The organism is Pseudomonas sp. DVZ6, assembly GCF_024259445.1.
In the GTDB taxonomy this organism is placed as follows: domain Bacteria; phylum Pseudomonadota; class Gammaproteobacteria; order Pseudomonadales; family Pseudomonadaceae; genus Aquipseudomonas; species Aquipseudomonas peradeniyensis.
Map to the genome: position 1 here is coordinate 74,872 of NZ_JANCLM010000011.1, position 20,762 is coordinate 95,633.

The 20,762-nt window shown below is 55.7% G+C and carries 20 protein-coding genes; 9 read left to right on the top strand and 11 right to left on the bottom strand.

Translation table 11 applies throughout. The annotated features are described in order from the left end of the window. The first annotated feature begins 208 nt into the window (after positions 1-208). From NMG10_RS08665 to NMG10_RS08675, 3 genes are all read left to right on the top strand, one after another. Positions 209-394, top strand: a complete 186-nt coding sequence (locus NMG10_RS08665) for a hypothetical protein (protein WP_102682584.1) — start codon at positions 209-211, stop codon at positions 392-394. Between the two features lie 350 nt (positions 395-744). After that, positions 745-1,704 (top strand): nucleoside-specific channel-forming protein Tsx, encoded by a 960-nt coding sequence (locus NMG10_RS08670; protein WP_254464172.1) that lies wholly within the window; start codon positions 745-747, stop codon positions 1,702-1,704. Between the two features lie 23 nt (positions 1,705-1,727). Beyond that, positions 1,728-2,771: a purine nucleoside permease gene (locus NMG10_RS08675; protein WP_254464173.1), complete on the top strand. Its 1,044-nt coding sequence runs from the start codon at positions 1,728-1,730 to the stop codon at positions 2,769-2,771. A 963-nt stretch (positions 2,772-3,734) separates the two neighbouring features. Here the strand turns inward: NMG10_RS08675 and NMG10_RS08680 are convergent. After that, positions 3,735-4,037 carry a helix-turn-helix transcriptional regulator gene (locus tag NMG10_RS08680; RefSeq protein ID WP_254464174.1) on the bottom strand — a complete coding sequence of 101 codons (303 nt, stop codon included), beginning with the start codon at positions 4,035-4,037 and terminating at the stop codon, positions 3,735-3,737. Positions 4,038-4,102: 65 nt separating this feature from the next. Here NMG10_RS08680 and NMG10_RS08685 point away from each other — a divergent pair, with 65 nt between their 5' ends. From NMG10_RS08685 to NMG10_RS08705, 5 genes are all read left to right on the top strand, one after another. After that, positions 4,103-4,918 (top strand): alpha/beta fold hydrolase, encoded by an 816-nt coding sequence (locus NMG10_RS08685; protein ID WP_254464175.1) that lies wholly within the window; start codon positions 4,103-4,105, stop codon positions 4,916-4,918. Positions 4,919-5,026: 108 nt separating this feature from the next. Next, entirely contained in the window at positions 5,027-5,356 is a 330-nt protein-coding gene (locus NMG10_RS08690) for a DHCW motif cupin fold protein (RefSeq protein ID WP_254464176.1), read from the top strand. 4 nt (positions 5,357-5,360) lie between these two features. Then, positions 5,361-5,795 carry an HIT family protein gene (locus tag NMG10_RS08695; protein WP_254464177.1) on the top strand — a complete coding sequence of 145 codons (435 nt, stop codon included), beginning with the start codon at positions 5,361-5,363 and terminating at the stop codon, positions 5,793-5,795. A gap of 605 nt (positions 5,796-6,400) precedes the next feature. Further along, positions 6,401-7,597, top strand: coding sequence for an IS256 family transposase (locus NMG10_RS08700; RefSeq protein ID WP_254464178.1), 1,197 nt, complete (start codon positions 6,401-6,403; stop codon positions 7,595-7,597). Positions 7,598-7,870: 273 nt separating this feature from the next. Next, a complete protein-coding gene (locus NMG10_RS08705) occupies positions 7,871-8,503 on the top strand; it encodes a hypothetical protein (protein WP_254464179.1) in 633 nt (210 codons plus the stop codon). Positions 8,504-8,616: 113 nt separating this feature from the next. Here NMG10_RS08705 and NMG10_RS08710 read toward each other — a convergent pair whose 3' ends face one another. The 6 genes from NMG10_RS08710 to NMG10_RS08735 all read right to left on the bottom strand — a co-directional run bounded on the left by NMG10_RS08710 (position 8,617) and on the right by NMG10_RS08735 (position 15,482). After that, a complete protein-coding gene (locus NMG10_RS08710; protein WP_254464180.1) occupies positions 8,617-10,134 on the bottom strand; it encodes a hypothetical protein in 1,518 nt (505 codons plus the stop codon). Positions 10,135-10,244: 110 nt separating this feature from the next. Continuing rightward, complete coding sequence (locus tag NMG10_RS08715; protein WP_254464181.1) at positions 10,245-10,601, bottom strand: DUF3732 domain-containing protein; 357 nt, start codon at positions 10,599-10,601, stop codon at positions 10,245-10,247. A 7-nt stretch (positions 10,602-10,608) separates the two neighbouring features. Further along, the gene (locus NMG10_RS08720) at positions 10,609-11,019 is read right to left on the bottom strand and encodes a hypothetical protein (protein WP_254464182.1); all 411 of its coding nucleotides are present in this window, start codon (positions 11,017-11,019) and stop codon (positions 10,609-10,611) included. Between the two features lie 45 nt (positions 11,020-11,064). Then, positions 11,065-13,047, bottom strand: a complete 1,983-nt coding sequence (locus NMG10_RS08725) for a UvrD-helicase domain-containing protein (RefSeq protein ID WP_254464183.1) — start codon at positions 13,045-13,047, stop codon at positions 11,065-11,067. Then, positions 13,044-15,107: an ATP-dependent endonuclease gene (locus NMG10_RS08730; protein ID WP_254464184.1), complete on the bottom strand. Its 2,064-nt coding sequence runs from the start codon at positions 15,105-15,107 to the stop codon at positions 13,044-13,046. The genes NMG10_RS08725 and NMG10_RS08730 overlap by 4 nt, the downstream gene beginning before the upstream one ends. Positions 15,108-15,266: 159 nt before the next feature. Further along, on the bottom strand, positions 15,267-15,482 hold the full coding sequence (locus tag NMG10_RS08735) for a hypothetical protein (RefSeq protein ID WP_254464185.1): 216 nt from the start codon (positions 15,480-15,482) through the stop codon (positions 15,267-15,269). A 663-nt stretch (positions 15,483-16,145) separates the two neighbouring features. Here NMG10_RS08735 and NMG10_RS08740 point away from each other — a divergent pair. After that, complete coding sequence (locus NMG10_RS08740; protein ID WP_254464186.1) at positions 16,146-16,964, top strand: hypothetical protein; 819 nt, start codon at positions 16,146-16,148, stop codon at positions 16,962-16,964. 408 nt (positions 16,965-17,372) lie between these two features. Here the strand turns inward: NMG10_RS08740 and NMG10_RS08745 are convergent, their stop codons facing one another. The 4 genes from NMG10_RS08745 to NMG10_RS08760 all read right to left on the bottom strand — a co-directional run bounded on the left by NMG10_RS08745 (position 17,373) and on the right by NMG10_RS08760 (position 20,732). Continuing rightward, complete coding sequence (locus NMG10_RS08745; protein WP_254464187.1) at positions 17,373-17,846, bottom strand: hypothetical protein; 474 nt, start codon at positions 17,844-17,846, stop codon at positions 17,373-17,375. A 44-nt stretch (positions 17,847-17,890) separates the two neighbouring features. Continuing rightward, positions 17,891-19,171, bottom strand: a complete 1,281-nt coding sequence (locus tag NMG10_RS08750; RefSeq protein ID WP_254464188.1) for a hypothetical protein — start codon at positions 19,169-19,171, stop codon at positions 17,891-17,893. A gap of 287 nt (positions 19,172-19,458) precedes the next feature. Beyond that, positions 19,459-20,022: a hypothetical protein gene (locus NMG10_RS08755; RefSeq protein ID WP_254464189.1), complete on the bottom strand. Its 564-nt coding sequence runs from the start codon at positions 20,020-20,022 to the stop codon at positions 19,459-19,461. Between the two features lie 218 nt (positions 20,023-20,240). Beyond that, the gene (locus NMG10_RS08760) at positions 20,241-20,732 is read right to left on the bottom strand and encodes a KilA-N domain-containing protein (protein WP_254464190.1); all 492 of its coding nucleotides are present in this window, start codon (positions 20,730-20,732) and stop codon (positions 20,241-20,243) included. Between the last annotated feature and the right edge of the window lie 30 nt (positions 20,733-20,762).

Consider the following 20,762-nt stretch of genomic DNA (forward strand, 5'->3'; position numbering starts at 1 on the left):
TTATACTCCGGGGCCTGCCGCAGAATGAGCGGACGCATGCCGAAACATTCACCCCGGCCATCCTGTAAGACGCCTCTTTTGTTGCTGTAGGACGTTTCTACGGGTTTGTGATCCGGTGTATGAATAATCAGTATTGGCCGGGGAATTGACCTGATACCGTCGAGCCTTTCCTACAACGGCACGGATGCCCACGGCCAGTGAGAACGACATGGACAACTACGACAGCTCGGCGCTTGGACTGCAGAAATGCCTGCTGAACCTGCGCCGGGATCATGCACGGATGAAAGCGTCGGGAGAGCTGGAAAGAGCAGCGATACTGGCGCAGGTAATTGGGCGGATGGAGCAGGGATTGAAGGAGGCCTCCCAGGGAAGGAAGCCCGAAACACTGCAGTGAAGTGATGCCAGCAAGATGGTGATGGATTTGCGGCTCGCCCTGGTGAGGCGCCGCAAGCCCATCGCGTACACCGCCCACGCTCAATATAAGACCCACTCCCTCATTTTTCGTCGCCACCCGCAGCATTACCGCCCCATGCTCGTGCCCGCCCCCATCCCACGCCCAGCTCCAGTGCAACTTTCTAACCGAAAGGTCAGCTAAAACCCCGAGTTCGGCTTTTATTTCAAGCACCTCTGGCAGGTTGGTACAGAGTATGCAAACGTTTGCTCAAAACAATTAAGCTAACAATCGCCGAAGCTTTCGCTCACCTCAGCCTTTCGGGGCTACCACCGCATGAACAAGGACTTTCAATGCGTCAACCTGCATCCCTGCGCCCAGCGGCTCGCTCCCCCCTGGCTGTCTCCTTGCTACTGGGCGCTGTTACGGGACTACTCAGCGTCACCACCCAGGCCCAGGAAAATCCCCCCAGCGAGTCAGCCCAGGGCGAGGCCCTGAGCCCGGCCGCCGCACCGGCCAAATCGGGGCCCTACCTGTCGAACTGGTACAACCAGAACTTCACCCTGATCGGCACCAAGGACATCAGTTTCGGCCCCCGCCCTGTCGACGATATCTACCTCGAATACGAGTACTTCGGCCGCAAGGGGCCGTTCGAGCTGTACGGCTACATCGACATCCCGAAGATCCTCGACATCGGCAACAGCCATGACAAGGGCGCGTGGGACCACGGCTCGCCGCTGTTCATGGAGCACGAGCCGCGGATCTCCATCGACTACCTGGCCGGCCGCAGCCTGGCCGTCGGCCCGTTCAAGGAGTGGTACGTAGCCTTCGACTGGATCTACGACCACGGCAGCAACAGCGCCAACCGCGCCAACACCCTGTACAGCGGCCTGGGCACCGACATCGACACCCATTCGCGGATCAATCTGTCGGCCAACTTCTACGGCCGCTACCAGTGGGAGAACTATGGCGCCAGCAACGAGTACTCGTGGGACGGCTACCGGGCCCAGCTCAAGTACATCGTACCCCTCGGCAAGTTCGACAACGGCGCCTCGCTGACCTATATCGGCTTCACCAACTTCGATTTCGGCTCGGACCTGCACAAGGACAACCCCAACCGCACGGCCAATGCCACGGTATCCACCAACGTGTTGCTGTACGCCTTCACCCACCTGCGCTTCACCCTGGTGGGCCGCCACTTCCACAATGGCGGCAACTGGCAGGACGGCAGCCAGCTGAATTTCGGCGACGGCGATTTCCGCGGCCGGTCCGATGGCTGGGGGTATTACGCCGGGGTCGGCTACCAGTTCTGATCGCTTGCGCCATGGAGGCTTGCATGCACCCGATGCACCGTCTTTCCCTCGCCGCGGGCCTGGCCTGCGGCATCCTGCTCACCTCGACGGCCCAGGCCGGCGAGACGGCTGCGCCGCCGATCAGGCCCAAGGTGATGCTGATCGCCATGTTCGCTCCCGAGGCCCAGCACTGGATCGAGCGCCTGGAACTGAAGCAGGAGGTGCGTGTGCCGGGCCTGTCGGCGGAATATCCGGTGATACGTTGCAACAGCCAGGACGTCTGCCTCCTGGTGACCGGCATGGGCCAGACCAACGCCGCGGCCTCGACCCTGGCACTGGCGCTGTCGCCGAAGTTCGACCTGCGCAAGAGCTACTTCCTGGTCGCGGGGATTGCCGGGATCAACCCGAAGCACGGGACCCTCGGCACCACCGCCTGGGCCCATTACCTGGTGGAGTTCGGCACGCAGTGGGAGCTGGACTCGCGGGATGCGCCCAAGGACTGGCCGACGGGCTACCTGGGGATCAACACCAAGGGGCCGAACGAGAAGCCGCCGCTGGACTACAAGACCGAGGTCTTCGAGCTCAATCCGAAGCTTCAGGCCAAGGCCTATGCCCTGTCACACGGGGTTAGCCTGAGCGAGAGCAAGGAGTCGGCGGCCTGGCGGCTCAAGTACCCGATGGCGCCGGCCAACCAGCCGCCGGTGGTGACCCGGTGCGACACCGTGGCGGGCAACACCTGGTTTTCCGGGACGCGCCTGAGTGAGCGGGCCGAGGTCTGGACTCGGTTGCTGACGGATAACAAGGGGGAATATTGCACTACCCAGCAGGAGGATAACTCCACCTATGAAGCGCTGCTGCGGGCCAGCCGTGAAGGGTTGGTGGATGTGCAGCGGGTGGCGGTAGTGCGGGCGGGGTCTGACTTTGATCGGCCTGAGCCGGGGGGCAGCGAGGTGGGGAACCTGCTCAAGTATGCCGACCAGGGCGGTTTTGTTCCGGCGCTGGAGAATCTCTATCGGACTGCCAATCCGCTGGTGCAGGAGATTCTGAAGAATTGGACCGTTTGGGAGAAAGGGGTTCCGGAGGTTTGAGCCTCACCCCAAGGCCGGCTAGGAGATGGTCGCTTCAATTCAAGATTGCCGGGGCTGCTTTGCAGCCCTTTCGCGGCACAAGGCCGCTCCTACAGGATGGCGCGGTCACCTGTAGGAGCGGCCTTGTGCCGCGAAAGGGTCGCAAAGCGACCCCGGCAAATCCAAGTCGAACGCCCATTCTCAACACCTTGTAAGGGCTGGTCCTCAAGCCCAAATGGTGGTCGCCCAACCCTTCCCTCTTTTGCATCTGCCGCTATCGCTTCCTTGATTCGGAAAGGGCCATAAAGCTCCACACGACGCCCTTGAAAAGATGCTGAAAAAGTCCATGCCATCATGGGATCCAAAATACTTGCCGAAACGAGCGAGACGCACTATGTTGTGTTCAGCCTAATCAGAAAACACCACATAGTGTGGATACACGTTCTGAATGGCTTGCGGCTTACTGAACACCTCTCGTAACTCACATTGCTGAACGAAGGAGATTCCGTATGACAGATCGTCGCCCTCTCAACCCTAACGTGAACGTTCCAAAGCCTGGCGGTGGTGAACAACCACGCTCTCGCAACAAGGACGGCCAAGTCCGTGATAAGCGCAGCGATGCTGGCAAGCCTCGCGGTAAGTAACGACAGACAGGGCAGCGGCGAAAAATGCCTGCTGCTCTCCTCCGACCCACTGGCACTTCCCGTCAGCGCCTCACTGTCTTCTGGTCGACTCGGGCATGAGGCCGCCTATGAGGAAAACGGCTGCTGGCCCTATCAGCCAATCCACCGTCGTTCCTGAGCTGACTGCCGGAATCAAAATAAACGCGGCTAACAGGCCTACACCTGCCCAGATGCGCCTGCGAGGCGTGAGCCACCCTCGGACCTTTTCCAACCTTTTGCCCATTGGCACTCACTCTCCTTGTTTGCTCTGCGGTGAAGCGGATCGCCTGCGGTGCTGCGAGGCACCAACGAACCAAAATTACTAGACACATCCACCCGGCGACAACTCAAGCCTGAGCCACTCCAGGTACTCGAGAATCTCGGCATCGTTACGCTTGCAGTACGACCACTTATGCTGCTTTGAAACCGAGATAAACCTCGCCTGCCTGAGGATCTCAAGGTGACGGCTCGCTGTTGGCTGGGCAATACCCAGCGCACTTGCGATAAGGGTCATGCAGACACCGAACTCGACGGGGTCTGCCGACCATTGTTCAGCGAAGTGGTCACGCGGTGCTGCGAGCAGGCGAAGGATCGCCATGCGGACCTCACTGCTCATCGCTTTCATCTGTATTGATCTGTCCATGCCCACATCATATAGTCATTTAGCTAAATGACAATGTGAGGTGAGCCATGTTGGATCTACCCTACGCATCGAGCATCGAAGGCAACACCGTCAGATGGGGAAAAACGGGGACCGGCTCGCCGCTGGTCGCCATCCATGGCACCCCCTTCTCTTCGCAGGTATGGAGGCGCGTCATACCTCATCTCGCTGACCGCAGAACCGTGTATTACTTCGACCTGGTTGGCTATGGCCTGTCTGAAATGAGGGAGGGCCAGGACGTTTCATTGGCGATGCAGAACAACGTCTTGGTTGCGCTTTTCGAGGAATGGGGCATCGAGCGCCCTGACGTCCTGGCCCATGACTTTGGAGGCGCGACAGCACTGCGCGCTTACTACCTGAACGGTCTGCGCTATGCGTCCCTCACCATTTTCGATGCCGTAGCCCTGGCACCTTGGGGCTCTCCTTTCGTTCAGCATGTCCGTCAACATGAGGCCGCCTTTGCCGGTATGCCCGACTACATGCACCGAGCGCTGCTGGCAGCCTATCTGCAAACCGCTGCGGCCAATCCCCTCAGTGACGAAGCCCTGCAAGCGTACAGCGCCCCATGGCTGGGGCCGATTGGCCAGGCGGCCTTCTACAGGCAGATCGCACAGATGAATCAGGGCTACACCGACGAAATCGAACCCCTCTACGGGCAGCTGGATTGCCCCGTATCGGTGCTTTGGGGATCGGAGGATGCCTGGATTCCCTATTCCCAGGGGGAGCGTCTTGCTGGGCTTATCTCCCGACAGCCCTGCGTCCGAGTAAAGAACTCAGGCCACCTGATGCAGGAAGACAGGCCGGAAGCGATTGTGGCGGCAGTTCTGAAGCAGCTTGGCCCCTGAGGCAGGTTCGCTGGGCTGTCTGTATGTCCAAATTCCCAGCGGTCTGTGTCTATTGGCAGAGCGATTTCATCGGTACGGTTCAGGCCTCACTGTTTCTACGAGGTTGTCATGGAACTGTCAGCAATCCCGTTTGGTACCACGGACTGGTCAAAAATCGATCCTGTCGCTTATCCGGGCGAGAACGGTACGGCGTATTGGCGTACCTGTCTGTTTGGAGACGTTCGGGTTCGATGGGTTGAGTACACCCCAGGATATGTGGCCGATCATTGGTGCCGGAAGGGTCATATTCTGTTTTGCCTGGAAGGTCGGCTGGACACCGAGCTGGAGGATGGTCGGACTTTCACCTTGCAGCCGGGTATGAGCTATCAAGTGGGGGACGGTGCGGAGGCGCACCGGTCATCGACACGTACTGGAGCTAAACTCTTTATTGTGGACTGACCAAATGTCTCTGATCACACAGCGTGTGGAACTGGCGCGTAACGGCGCTAACGACAAAGTAATCTGCAGAATGCAATCAGGCTGGGCGGTGATGGGCGATGTGCAATTTCTTGAAGGCTATTGCCTCTTGCTGCCTGACCCTGTGGTACCCAGCCTGAACGATCTGGACTCAGAATCCAGGGCGGCTTACCTCCTCGACATGGCTCGACTTGGAGATGCGCTGCTACAGGTTACTGGAGCCCTGCGGATCAACTATGAAATCCTTGGAAACTCCGAGCCCGAGCTGCATTGCCACCTATTTCCTCGCTATGCCCACGAGCCGGACGAAAAACGTAGAATGCCCGCATGGTTTTACAACTGGACATCGGCGCCCCTCTACGCAGAGGAGAGACATGGAAAAATTCGAAGCGAGCTGACGCTGGCACTCCAAGGAAAGTGACCGTAGACCTCGCCAAAAGCCTGCCTTTCGAGGTGCTCACCGAAAGGGATGCAGCGCCTAAGAGATCGAGCGCCGCGCGGGCGGCGCTCGAACTCAGGAATACTGCACGGCGATCGCCAGACCCCTGCCCGCCCACATGCGATCAAAACCCACTCACCCGCTCCTCCAAGAACGCCCTCCCGGACCATCCCAAACCCCAAAAACGCAAAAAGCCCTGACAATGTCAGGGCTTTGAATATGGCGGAAGCGTAGAGATTCGAACCCTTATCCAAGGTACCCTTCCCCCATAACCCTACCTACCCTAAAAACCAATAAAAGCAAAACCTACAGAAGCCAGGAAATCCGGGCCTGCTGGAACCCATCGTGCTCCCACCCCAAGCATGCACTTGGATGCACACTTTGAAAGCCCTTACAAATCAATTTCTTAGAAACGGCTTAGTCCACGCGACGGTTGGATGACGCCACCCCGTCAATTTCGCTGATCGTGTCCCGGGAAGTGGTGTAACTGAACCAGCCGAAGGCGCCCTGCGGGCGAAAGAGGATGGTCATCGTGGTTCTTGGCTAACGTTGAGTTTGCGGACTTAACCTTCACCAGAGAAACCACGATGACCAAGCCCACTATCGCATTGACCGAGTTGGTTGAGAAAGGGGCAGACGCTGATCTGCTCAAGCAAATGATCCAGTTTGTTGCCCAGCGCATGATGGAGTTCGATGTCGAAGGCCTGTGCGGCGCCGGCTTCGATGTCAAAAGCCCCGACCGCACGAACAGCAGCAACGGCTACCGGGATCGCCTCTGGCAAACCCGCGCCGGTGACGTTGACCTGAAGATCCCGAAGTTACGCCAAGGCAGCTACTTTCCTGGCTTTCTCGAGCCTCGACGTACTGCCGAGAAGGCCATGGCAGCGGTGATCCAGGAAGCCTACATTCAAGGCGTTTCAACGCGTTCGGTGGACGAGCTGGTCAAGGCCATGGGCATGACTGGCATCTCCAAGAGCCAGGTGTCACGGCTGGCTAGCGAGATCGATGAGCGCGTTCACGCCTTCCTTGACCGCCCGCTTGAAGGCGACTGGCCTTACCTCTGGATCGATGCCACCTACGTCAAGGTGCGGGAGGCCGGGCGCATCGTCTCGGTCGCCGTAATAATCGCTGTGGCCGTGAACACCGACGGTGGCCGTGAAGTCCTGGGCATGCGGGTTGGCCCGTCAGAAGCCGAGCCCTTCTGGACGGACTTCCTGCGCAGCCTGATGCGGCGTGGCCTGCGTGGCGTGAAGCTGGTCATCTCAGACGCCCACGAAGGGCTCAAGGCAGCTGTTTCCAAGGTCTTCAACGCGACCTGGCAGCGTTGCCGCGTGCATTTCATGCGCAACGCCATGGCTCATGTGGGCAAGGGCCAGCGCACGATGGTGGCGGCGCTTCTGCGTACGATTTTCGCCCAGGACAGCCGCAACGAATGCCACCAGCAGTGGCGCCTAGTTGCCGATCAGCTGCGCGAAAAGTACCCCAAGATCGCGACGCTCATGGACGGCTGCGAGGATGAAGTGCTGGCACACATGGCGTTTCCAAAAGCGCACCGCCAGCAGTTGCACAGCACCAATCCACTGGAACGGCTCAACGCCGAGATCAAGCGCCGCACCGACGTCGTGGGCATCTTTCCCAATGATCCAGCAATCACGCGGCTGGTAGGCGCGATGCTGCTGGAGCAGAACGACGAGTGGTGCCTGCAACGGCGATATATGCAGTTGGAGGCCTTCGAAGCAGTCAGCGATAATCCACAGGCCAAGCTGTCGGCCGTGATCAACTAAACGGCAAACTCAGTGGCCAGAACCACAATGAGTTACACCACTTCCTGGGACACGATCATTTCGCTCTCCCACTTCATCGGCGCTAACTCCCCCTCACCCCTACCGGCGCTCAATCGAAGTACCCCCGCCCGATGCCCTCTTTAATCCGCACCGACGCTAGAGAGCCTTGCAGCCCGGATCAACGGATTGATGGCAGATGGCCGCCCAGCCATACTCACTTGCAGATCGAGCCAGTCTGGCGCTTACAACTCTCAAAGGCAGGAAGCAGTCCGTATGCAAGACAAATACACCATGACGGAACATCGTCATCGCTTCGCGATCTGGGCCGCAGGGCGTGCTTACTCAAGACAAGGGCCAGGCCACACGATGGTGGTGGCGTCTCAATTGATCAATGAAACGCGGGTGGGTCGAATTGCCACCCTGGACGACCTTCCTCCGCCTCATGAAATTGATGGCCATTTGGATGAGCTTTTCCATGAGGTGATGGATCGTGCCGCGAAGATCAAATACGTCCGCAAGTGGAAAGATGAAACCACTGGCCTCTATCGAGAAGAAGAATGCCAGCTCGAATGCAGCTTCGGCAGAGCCCAGAAGCTGGTGAACATTTACCTCAAGTCCAAACTCATCCTGGCGGGCATGGATGAAAGCAACGCCAAGCTTGCCAAGCTGCATCCTCCTATAGACCGGCAACTGCTCGGAGCAATTGATCGTCATCTTAATACTGTGCCTTTCAAAGGGTCGAAGCTCCAGCAGGCCTTCAAGGCAGCGCTCGTAAAAGGCAGCAGTTGGACGACATTCGATAAGCCAGCGTATGACGCTCACATCACGGTGGTGAAAGAGATCCAGCAAGATCGGCCGCTGTGGGGCATCGAATGGCTCTGGCAACCGACAGCTACAGACGAGTAATTGAAGGCCCGTGAGTGTTAAGGTTGATGTTCCTGCCTTTCATTAGCGCTTTGGAGAGCAGGAACACTCCGCAAAAGTCATTTAACGACACTGCCTGATGCTCAGCGGCGCACTTACTCAAACCTACCCAAGTATGGCTCAAGGTTTTTCCAAATCTCATCAGCAGCCTCATCAGAAAACCTGTGCATTTCAGTGACGGAGCCCACGATGTAGTTTGATGGGAACCATTCTTCTAGCTGCCCATCTCGCTCGAAGCAGTGAATCACACGATGGAACAGACTTGGTTCCAGTGGAATGGCAGCGTTGGGATTGTGGAACATGTAGATCCCGTCGTGCCATGCCTCGCTGTACCTGGGATCTTCAGCGACAGCCCTAAAGGGGCCAAGCTCGCCATCGGCATTCGTGCGCACGCCATGGACGATCGCCAATGAGTTATTGTCCCGCACACCTGCAATCCGACCCATCCGATTGAATTTGGGCACCGTAGCCTGGGTGACCAGCATGACCGCGGAGACATGACGGTTGCCCAGCTGGCCGAAAAAGTTGGATGCGATGGTGCGCCCTTTATGCTCATGCCGCTCGATGCGCACCATCTTGCCGTCGACCAATTCTAGCCCGTAGAGATATCTCTGCATCGGGCTGGAAGACATAGCCATGGACATGCTTTTCGAGTAGTCGTGCACCGCGATGACGAAAGGCTTGCCTTTGGTGTGTGGTAGCTCCCAGTACGGCAGATTCAATGGTTCTGGACGGTGACGCACCTTCTTCGCCAGGGTGCGCTGAAACTTGAAAGGCAACTCGTTTTCGACGTGCTCCATGAGCTTCTCGATTGCGCTCTGATCTAACCTTTTACCTCTTCGTCTTGCCAGGGCTGGGTCTACCGATTCAGAAGCATCATCTTCCCCATCAGCATCGTAGTCACCGCCACCATTCTCAGCATCGGCAGCAGCACCGAGATCAGCATCCTTTCCCCCCTCCTCCTCAAGCTCAGCCACGGTGGCAGCTTCGACAGCAACCTGATGACCGTGCTTGGAGAGGAGATAATCCGGCTGCGCGTTGGAGTGATCGATGGTGAAGTCGAGCTCGTAGAATGCTGCATGCAGGTAGAGCTCGAACAGGCGTGAGTTAAATTCGTTGCCCTGCAGCCCCCGAATGAAAATGCCGTCGGGGTCTTCAAACCAGTGGGCGAGCTCCTCCATAGCTACTCGGGCAGGGTAATAGGTCGGATCGTCGAGAAGCATCTTCAGATAGCGATTGCGTTTATGCTGCGAAACTTTCGCCGCAAAAATTGCGAAGGGGCTGGGAGTCTCATCGCCTTGAGAGATCAGCCCATCAACAGCAGACGCGGCGAGCTTCGGCACGCCTTCCAAGGCTTCCTTCATCGCGTCTTCAGGGGTTGGCAGGGAACACCGCGTGTCCACGGCCCTGAATCGCTTGTTCAAATCCCTAGCGAGCACGATGGCGTTGTAGTCATTGTCGATCTTACAGTGCAGGACGACGGCCAAGAGCGTGATTTCAGGCGATTCGTAGATGTACCAGTGGCTTTCTTCAGTGAACTGCTTTACGAAAGGCGATCGTCCATAGAAATACGCGTCGAATTTGCTTTTGCTGATGGGTTTGAAATCACTCATAGTTCCTGATCCAAAGATTTGCCAAGGGCATGTGCCCGCGTAACTCGCGTCCTCGCGTTTGATTTCACGGGATAGGTCTTGACCTAACCCGTATACATCACCCGGAAAGATCACGGGCCATCAGCTCTGCTCTTCAGTATCTCCAAACCACGAAGGCACGAGCTTTTTGTCTCGCCACGCCTCGGTGAGTACAACACCTGGAATGTCCCCCAGACACCCTCATCGGCATGGTCAAGGACGATGATCTGCAGACGCCCCTCCAAAGCACTCACTGCAGCCGCCAAGGCCAGAAAGACCTTGCGCACCGCAATGCGGTCTTCATCGTTGAGCTCATGCTCCCCATCGTCCTTCGCTGCCCGCTTCACTGGGAAGTAGACCTGGCTTGGCTGGTCGAAGATAAGGAAATGAGGTACCGGGTGCTCGACCGCTTTCCTAGACATGAACAGCTTCTGCAGGGCGAGAAGCATAGTCACGTCAGTCCTTCAGCACATGGGCATCCTGCCAGGCTTCTATTAGCTCCGACCGTCCAACCCAGCGTGCAGCTTCTGCATACGCTTCAAGGAATGCAGGCTGCGCCATCCAGTCGTCTGGCCGCCCTTCAACACGCTGCCCATAGGTTTTCAGGACGATGATTTGGAAGTCCACCTCATCATCCAGGTAAGCTATCTCTGCTTGACCCGTCTCGATCATGAGAGTCTTGAGCATTTCCACCATGCTGGTCACTTCAGCTTCAGCCAGCTTCCACAGCAAACTCACCATGCCCTTAGCAAGATCATCTAGTAACGCTGAGCCGTCATCGCTGATCACACTTCGTGCGACCCTGGTCTCCCTCGCCTTGAGCTTGGCACGTTTGGCTCTCTTGGCCATCTTCTTGTCTGACGCCATTGTCTTCATCCTTGAGTTATCTAAACGGCGAACCACGTGTTCGCATCAAATGTCGATAATTGCCCAGCCCGCCTGCTGCAGTGCTGCCCTCCTCTTGGTCTCGGCTTTACCCTCACCCATCGAGCTTTTTCGCATGGCCAGACAGAGCATGTGGGTCGGCCTAGTCATCCCTACATACATGAGCATCATGCTCTTCTTTGCTGCCTCGTTCGGACGCTTAGCAGATGAGGCTTTGCCTTCGAGCCACGGCAAGAGCTTGTTGACGAAGTGAGTGCGGTTGTACGTTTCCAGAATCAGGGTGGCAGCATGCGTTTTACCCTTCTCGGCGTGAATCGAAGACAACCGGATGTTCACGCTCTCAGAATCGGTCTCAAACCTGTATGTGTTGAGAAGCGCACCACCGTTGTAACCTGGGTCTTCTACCAGAGGAGCAGTTGACCAGGCGAGATAGGCTTCAGCATCCGCTGCTGCCAGCAGTTGATCAGAAAAGACCAAATCCGCAGCAAGATCCATCAAGTGTGAGGCGACCGTTGCATCCCATTCCGCCTGGGTAAACCCAACGGGGCTGAACAACAGCCGTTCGAGCCATCCGCGATAAGCGGCGAGTATTCCAGCACGACCGGCAAGATGCTGTTCGACGCATTGATGACTGCGAGACCTTGCCACAATCGCATCCATGGGAAACGCCAGGCGCACCAGGGTTAACAGGCAGGACGCTATCAGTTCCACGCCTAGAGCCGCAGTTGCATCCCTAGCAACATAGCGACGGGCGATGTGCACACCCTCTGAAAACGTACGCGGCTTGAACGAAGGCTTATTAACCTCTGACTGATACGGAGCCCAGTAATGCTCAACCGCTTTGGGGTAATGCTCTGGCTTGTCATTCTCCAGTCGATGTACCGCTCCAACCGCATAGACACCTGATGTTCGGACACCGGCAGGTAGGTGCTGGATCAACAGCTGCCCATAGGCATTCAGGACGTTACTCACGTCGCCATCAGGGAAGACGATGATGGTGTTGGGAGTAGGTTGGCCTGTACCACTCTGCCGTAACCCTACCAGGCCGCCAGTGATTGGTAGGTAGGCAAAGGGATTGGCGATGGACGCGATCGACTGATTGAAACGGAAGCTACTTGCGATTTCCATGGTGCTCGACTGATCAGGAAACGGCTCTGGTAGCTCCACCTTCACTTCGAAGATTTCCTGGTTGGGATCCCCAACCCTGATGACACAAACATCTGGATCCTGACGCGGGAAAACCTTGCTCAAGATGTCGGCCTGCTCGTACCGCGTATCTTGCATCTCATCGACCAAAACGCAGGGAAAGCGCGCTCGCAAAGCGCTCGCTACCTCAGGCTCGTCAACCAGCAGCGCATCAGCCAAGACGAATACTTCATCGAAGCAAAAATGCCCTGTCTTCGCTGCATGAGCCATCGCTTTGCAGGCATTTTTGTAGGTGTCCGTATGAGCCCCGAATTTCAGATTCCAACCGGTTAGCGGATTGTCGAAATCGATAGTTCTTAAGCGCAAACTTTCCACTTTGATGAACGCCGATTCGAACGTTTTCTTCATGCCCGCGTATTCCCAGGGCTTCAGTGCTTTCCGGCGGGCGGCATGCGTAAGTTCATCGTCGATGGCAGTGAGTGGAATGCCCTTCGAGCGCAGCCACGGTGAAGCAAGGAATCGCCCAGTGAAGCCATGGATGGTATCGATGTAATGTGGGTAGCGAAGCAGACGCTGCCCAATCTCCGAGCCTCCTAAGCGATGCTCAATTTCCTCCCGAGCTGCGTTGGTATGTGAAAGGACGCAGATACCCTGAGTTCGACTCTTCCAATGACGAGCGAGGATAGCCAGCTTGGCCACCACCAATGTGGTCTTGCCGCTGCCGGGGCAAGCAGAGACGTCCAGTGTGCTCATGGATTTCAGGAAGAGGCGTCGAGACTCGTCCAATGCATCCAGCCTCATGAGCTTGGTGACCCACTCTACATCGTCATCGGTTATCGGATCGATGAGCTGGGCCAGGTTCATTCCTCGCTCTCCTCAACAGCCTCTGAGGTGCCGGCTACCGTGCCCATGGTAACCGGTGTGACCGTAGAACCAGTCTGCGGTACTGCTGAGCCACTGGTGGCGTATTCGATCGCGTGAATCACAGACTTTGAAAGCGAGCCACGCAGAGTTGCCGCATCCAGCGTCTTGGCCTCGAAACGCTCTTCTATCAGGTCGATCAGGTGCTGAGCCGTAATGGTTTTGGAGGCCTTCTTGACCAACTTGTAGACAGCGGAACACCTAGCCTCCTTTGTGGAGTGGGCTGTCTCGATGGCCTTGAATGCGGTTTCAGCTTCAACCAAAAGAGCTGCTCTAGTCACCTTCCTCTGATCAACCTTTCCCTCGTTGATCGCGAGGTAAGCTGCCGCGTGCACTTCCCGCGCAAGACCGGAGAAGGCCAGGTCATATTCTAGTGTCCAGTGGTCAGCTACGAATGTTCGAACACACTGCCCGTCGCTTGCCATCCGCTTCTGGCGATGCTCAGCCATACCGGCTTTTTGCTCTGCAGCAGTCGCGCCGAAATCTCGCACAGCCTTCCAGCGACGGGTAGTACTGTTCCACTTGGGATCTGTTGGCCCCGTTACCAATTCGTGAATCTCAGGCGCGCAGTCAGGCATGACATCCATGTCGGTAATGCACGCCGTAGGAATGGAAATTTCACCCTTACTCGTGTCTCGACGCTGCATGATCTTGGAGTAGCGCCGCAACCCTACTCCGCCCACATTAATCACCGACACACCATGCTTGGTCAGGTCTTTTCCAAGCCTGCGCGCAAGGGCCGGGAGAAGGATCGCTTCAGCATCGCCCTCCACTACCAGCAGCCCCTTTGCGAAGAACAGTCCTGCTTTCGTGACATCAAGGAAACGACTCAGGAATCGGTAGTCATCAGCCCCCAGGCATGTCTGATCCTCGGCCAGGGAGAACGCCTGCCCTCGGTGCATGAGAACAAGATTCTGGATCGGGATCTTTGAGCTCAGATTCGGGCTGTGGGTGGTCAGAATCACTTGCACCGGTCTCAACCCATCTGCCGGCTTCGCGGCCTTCTCAAGAAACTCCATGAGCTGCAACTGCCGCTGTGGGTGCAGGTGAGCCTCAGGCTCTTCAACTAACAGCAGCGGCAGACCATCGGGCTCCTTCCCAAGCAGAAGTAGCTCGCACGCCATGAACAGCACGTTGTTCGAACCCAAACCATACACGCCCCTCGACTCACCCGACGCGTGATCAAGCAAACCGAGCTCCAGGCGTTCAAGGATCTGCTTAAGCCTTGCCTCGTCAGTACCGCCTTCACCGAAACTGATCCGGCTCGACAGCGGCTGGCCGGCAAGAGAAAGCGGGGCCAGGTAGTTATGGTTAATGGCATGTTCCGCAATGACGATAGCGCTGTGCTTGTTCACCAAGTACCGCATGTAGTCGCCCATACCAGCAATGCTCAGTGCTTCTGCATCCAGCGTAGTGGCAGGCGGGGTTGCGATATCGAACGCGTTTCCCACATCGATGCTTGGGAAACTGCTCAAGACCTGAGACAGCCGAGAATTTCGACCTGGCGACATCTCCCGCTCGGCATCACGCAAGGGTTTCAGGTACGCAGCAGCGAGCAGCAAACGTGCCCCCGCATCCAGTGACGGCCCTTCGCCGTTCTCTCCTGATCGGACAGAAATATCTACCCACCGACGGGTTAGCGTTGAGCCCGCAACGCGTGTTGCTGACCAGTGGATGTGCAAACGGCCTACGCCGCTCTTGTAGGTCACATATTCAGCGAATGCCCCCAGTTCCGTCTTGCTCAAGCCCTCTAAGGTGCATCGCAGCGTGATGGTATTGGCCTGGGCGCCGCTGTCATCGATATGAAAATCTTCGAGCTGCAGCTTGAGGTACTCGGCATCCCGGGTTTGCAGCACATACCGGATCGCATCAATGACGGCTGTTTTACCCGCATCGTTTTCCCCAACCAGTGCAGTAACGCCAGGGTTAAAGCAGACCTCCAAGCCACGGGCAGCTTGGCCAAACTGGCGGAAATTTTCGAGTTTTAAGACGGACAGATACACAGCGACACTCCCTGTTACTAATAACAAAACAGGGATGCCAATCTGGCAGTGTCTGCCGGCGCATAGATCATCCCTGATGACTAGTAGCTATATGACATGACCTTGAATCAGAACCAATACCACCTTGTTGACCAACCGACAAGTCGTGTGGGGATGGTTTCATTGAACATGTGCGGGGGGCAGAGCCAAGCTTTCCAGTCCAAATCTCTTCAGGTAGCGATGCCGAACCATCGTAGAAGTATTGCCGGAGCCGGCGGAGGCAATAAGCTGAACCAGATTGTCGAAGCAAACCACGGCTTTTGCTTGCTCATCATTGAGCTCACGGGACTCGACGTTATCCAGAAGATCTGAGCAAACATCGAGCTCCCGGATCATGTGTACAGAGCCTAGACCCCTCTGCAGCATTGCAGTTGGTTTACGATGAACCACCCTTTAACTGTGTCCCCCCCTCCCTTTGCACCAATCCGTTGCCTTCACCTGATACGGCTTGCCATTCGATGCTGCGAGCCGGTAGTCGTCGAAAAAGGAGCTTCCATCCCATCCTATCGGAAGCCCCTTCGGGGAGAAACGATCAAGCAAGGGCGAGTTGTGACGATGGAAATAACCACCGATGGCGATCACTCGTAGCTCTGGTGTTCTGGTGCTATCGCCGGTGATAGGTGACTGAAAAACTGCCCAACAGGTAGCTCAGGGACGATGGTAGTCAGTTCATCAAATCGACATCAGAGCCTCAATCATAGCCATGCTCGAGGAGCGCCGGAGGGCACGAACCTGTCGGTTTTGCTCCACTAATGGTGGGCTTGTGACTAGGGGAGTTACCTCTCATCACAAAATCCCAAGCAATCCTCTAGGAGCAAAATTGACTGGCCATGAAATTGGCATCAATCTGTCAGGGCTGGCAGTTTTCAAGGACGAGAGCCAGGTGCGGGGCGCGTGCATTGCTTGGCCAGCGCTCCCCTCACACGAAATCACTCGCCCAGTCTGTCAGCTTTTATCGATTGGTAAAGGTGGCCAGTGGCCCCTATGGGAATATGGCGTATGAGTGATACGGTGAACACGGAACCAGCACTGGAACAGAAAGCATGTGCACTGTGCGGTGAAGAGCACGATTTGCAAGATAGTCATCTGCTGCCCAAGCACTTCTACAGATATATGGAGAAGATGAAGAAAGGAGGCACAAAGCTACAACTGAAAAACAATAAGGGTTTTTTGCTAAATCTCACCAGACAAATCACCCAATACTTGCTAGGTGTAAATTGTGAGCAGCGCTTCTCTAAGCTCGGCGAAGCATATTTTTCAACGCTGATCTTTCCTAAACCTTCTGAAGCACCAGCAATTTATCAGCATCTTAAAGGATTGAAAGATTCAAACCTTTATGGCTCAGATGTTCCAGACCTAGATGCGAAACAGTTATACTACTTCGCCCTTAGTATCGTCTGGAGAGCCGCGCAACCAGGGTGGCCGTCCTACACCTCTATTTCGCTCCCAGAAGTAGATCTTGCCGATATTAAAAAATTCCTGCTGTCAGATGGAGCATCTAAGTACCCACCAGGCTACTGTGTTGAGTTAAGCATTTCTCCTATACCATCCAAAGTATGGACGGCGTCATTCCCTCAACCTACATCAGAGGGGAATATATTTTTTAACTTTACCGCAGTCGAATTCCATGTAGTAAAAAACCCTTATGCATTCGATATCTATTCACATCCCCGGCAAGGTGGCGTACCGATCATTTACAAAAAACAGATTAAGCGGTCTCAAAATTTCGCTGCCGGCTTGATCAATAGCTACGAAAAATCTACAGCCGTCAAGAATGTAGTTCGCCTAGGGCAAGATCCTGAGGTAACTGATTCTTAATCGATAGGAGGGGCTTCAGCCCCTCTTCTGTGCTCATTAGTTTCGGAGATATCTTTCTATCCAGGGGGTAACGCTCTCGACCCGGTAATAAATGCGCCGTGGGATCGTTTGGTGGACGTTCAACATCAAAAACTTAATTCCACTGCGGGACGATCGATATCATCATACTTCTATGCACCACCGCTCCGCAGGGATTCACGACCAAGCCGTCACGTGCGCATGCTTCTAGCTTGCCGGGGTTTCTTCGCGCTTCTATTCTAGGAGAATCTCTCAATAAAGCTAGTCTGGTATGGCCCATTAGCCAGGCAGACTCGCTTTATTGACCGCAAAAAAGCAAGGGCGCGCCCCAGCAACCGCCTCCTGGTTTGGGTGCCGTACAATTACCTTACGGCGCGATGACCAAATGTCTCAGTCTCGGACTGTTCGACGCCTGACAACCGTCCCTTTCAAAATTCTACTGTTGATTTTTCTTTTCCAAGAAATCTGACCAGGTGATAGGTTCCGCTTTTTCATGGTGCTCTTCAAAAACGCGTACTCGTTCTCACCAAACAGGTAACCATTACCCCAAGCATACTCGATCAAGTCCGCATTAGCATTTGCGCTCGAGTTGAGTGTGATCCGCTTCAGGCCATCAAATAGGTTGCCTGTATCAATGCCCAGGAAGCGTTCAATACACACGTTTCCTACGTAGGTCTTGTTGCCGTTCCTAGTATTCAGAATGTAGCAGTGCTCTTTAATTTCTTTCCCGCAAGGGCACTGATCAAATTCCTCACTAATCTCCACAGCATCGAGCTTCCACTCAAACCTAGCCTGGTCGAAATTCAAAGCGACTGAGAGATCCAGAATATGCGCCTTCAAACGCTCAAAGTTATGACCTTCCATCCTGACCTCCGAAGTCAAAAATCACAAAAACGCTGAGTGTGGAATTACGACTTGGCGAGATGCTGACGTGCCGAGTCCAGCTTTTTGAGGTGATCTCTCAGCGGCTTTGAGTCCAGGTATGTGCCCGTCATGATCGAGCGGAGACGATCAACCGCCTCGAGAGTCTCGATCCGGTTTGCGTAACAGGGGATGTCGCTCCCACCGTAGTAGGCATCCGTGTCGAATTCAGGGGGCTTTCCCCCCCGATACTCGGCATCCATCCAGTTTTCCAACTCAGCCTGGAGCTCCGACAACGGCGTGCGGGCAGTGAAGGGCATCGCTGTAGCGTACAACCTTTTAAGTATCCACCCCATTTCGTTGTGGCCGACGATGCTCATTTTCTGCGCGGGCCGCCAGATGGAACCCCAACCCTCCATGCGGCGGTATTCGACTGCATTCTTGCTGAAACCGTAAGTGGTACCAGGGCGAGGTTTCCGCTTCTTCCCAGACTCAGCTCGTGCAGGACTCACGAACTGGCTGCCGAAGTTCGCTGACTGGAAATCCCATGCAGTAGTCGCGTTCGCACCAAGGCGCTCGACCGTGACGATCACACGATCCAACAGGTCGACGTTATGACCCAGGAAGTGCGCCACGGCGCTGCCCGGGTTGTACAAGCCCTCCCAGACGGGTATTGCCAGCTTGAATCCATGCTCGGTTGACCAGGCGTGACGCTTGGCTTGATATTCCGGTTTGGCAACATGTCCATAGGGCTCGTCGAGCATCAGCCACGCGCCGGTGTCTGCGCATATCCAGCGCGAGATGTGGTCTGCAGAAGGCAGCTGCTCTGCATTTTCCATCGCGGAGCGCTGGATCTTGGTGGTTGCCGGCTGGAGCCGTGCTGCTTCCATAAATTGAAGAGACAGAGCTGCACGAGTCAGCAATTCCCTCGCTCTATCCAAGCTCTCGGCGGTGCTCCTCATTTCCACATGATCCACCGACTCAACGAAGAAGCCCTGCAGGTTTTGAGCGTGGTGGCATTGATGCTTTGTCAGGAAGTCAGCGAGTGGCCTCGGGAGCTTAATCTCCAGAATTTCCAACCCAGCGGATCGAGGCTTGGTCGAAGTATCACGCCAGTAGGCAGAGAGATAAACGCTGTGGAGGACTGGAATTGTGAACCCAGCATTAAGCAATTTACGTGCGTGCTGATAGCCTTCAAAACCCGACTGCTTCGCAGACAGATCTAGAGCGACGTGGCGAGGGATATCGGGGTACTGCCCGGTGATACGAGTGGCCGTGCGTTTGATACCCTTGAGGGTAGAAGGACGACCGTTGGGAATGGTGCTCATGTTGGTTTTCTCCGCCCCTTTTGCAACGCCACCCGCCTACGCCGCTACAGGGCCTCGAAATAACATGGCCTTGAGCATGAGAGAACCAACAGGTAGTGCCGTTTCCAGCTTTCAAAGACGGGTGTGGTGCGCCTACCCTGCGCGGGGATTAATCTAGCAAACCGGAAAACGAAAACGCAAGCCCTCTCTACACTGCCGGCGCCCCTAGCAGCAGTGGTAGAAAGATCTGATGGCTTGGTAAGGGTCTGCGCGATGACCGATTGCGCACGTTCAGATACGTCGGCTGGTCACGACGCGTCCTCAAACTCGTTATTTGCCTTCGCTCGATTTACTTCCCAAGGCAAAGCAGGCTGAGAGCGGATTTTTCTGTATTTGCCCTTGGCAAACATATAGGTCTGCAGCTCCTTGAAATGCCGCTTCCTCCCGGATATCTCATAGGTAATCAGGAACGATATCAGCGGCTTGTTGGCGGTCTGCCAGCGCTTGCGGATCTGTTCGATCGTGACCTTGAGATCGGCAACTCTGCTGTAGCCGATGAAGGTCTGAAACACTGCGGAATCAGTCTTGTTGAGCAGCTTGGTGAACTCATTGATTTCGGTGTGAGCCCGCGTCCACTCCCACTCTACGAACGAAAGCGTATCCGTGTCGCTATATCGAATCACCGCGTCTGTACGCCCCCCCTGCTCAAACAGGGCTCGAGCACCAAGCAGTGTGGCGCACTGCCTTACGACCAGGCCAAGATGGATTGTCCAGTCGGTGCGTCCCGCTAGAGCATGCGTCTCAGATACCGGGAAATCCCGATACCACAGACAATTAAACAATGTGATGAAATCCCGTTCGACTCGCTTCATGTGTTCCCTTACTGACTTGGACAACTCAGCACTTTTTCGGCTGCGCTCATCCAAAATTGAGTGAACCGGCAGCCACCTAAGATGGCGCGTAGCTTGAGCATGAACCGATTAGAGTTCTGGCCCAGATCATGGCGATTGAGCAGGGACGCTCCGTGTCTTGATTTCGACGGTTCCAAAAACGACGAAGCCCGCACTATGCGGGCTTTCGTTCGTCGATTTCAGTTGGGATTGTCAAGCCCCAACGTCAGCTGCAACTGATCCTTCAGATGGGCCACACGATACTCGAGGCGCGGCTTCTTATTGCGCCACTCCAGGAGCCCTCTTCCATGCTCACTTGCCTCTCGCCGGCCTTCATTCAACACCTTGCACGCAGCGTCGAAACGCTCTTTTATCGAAGAGTTACCACGCGCAATCCTATCAATGGTGATGTCGCACCATCGAGCAAGCTTACGATCGATCTCCCTGACAAATTCCACAGCCACCTTTGGGTGCAGCCAAATGCCGTCCGCATTGATCTGGATGAGCTCTTGGGCGTCCTCCACGCTGAGTGCCGCAGCAATATCAGCCAGATACTCCTGCGTTTCAGGTGATCTCAGCCAGCTGTCTACTGAAGCCGAGTAAAGCTTCGCAACATGACTGGCGTTGAGCCAGCCGCTCATGCTGAACACAATGGTTTTGTTTTGATACTCAACATGGATCGAGTCTTTCATATCTGGGCTCCGCCATTTTCTATGGACGTG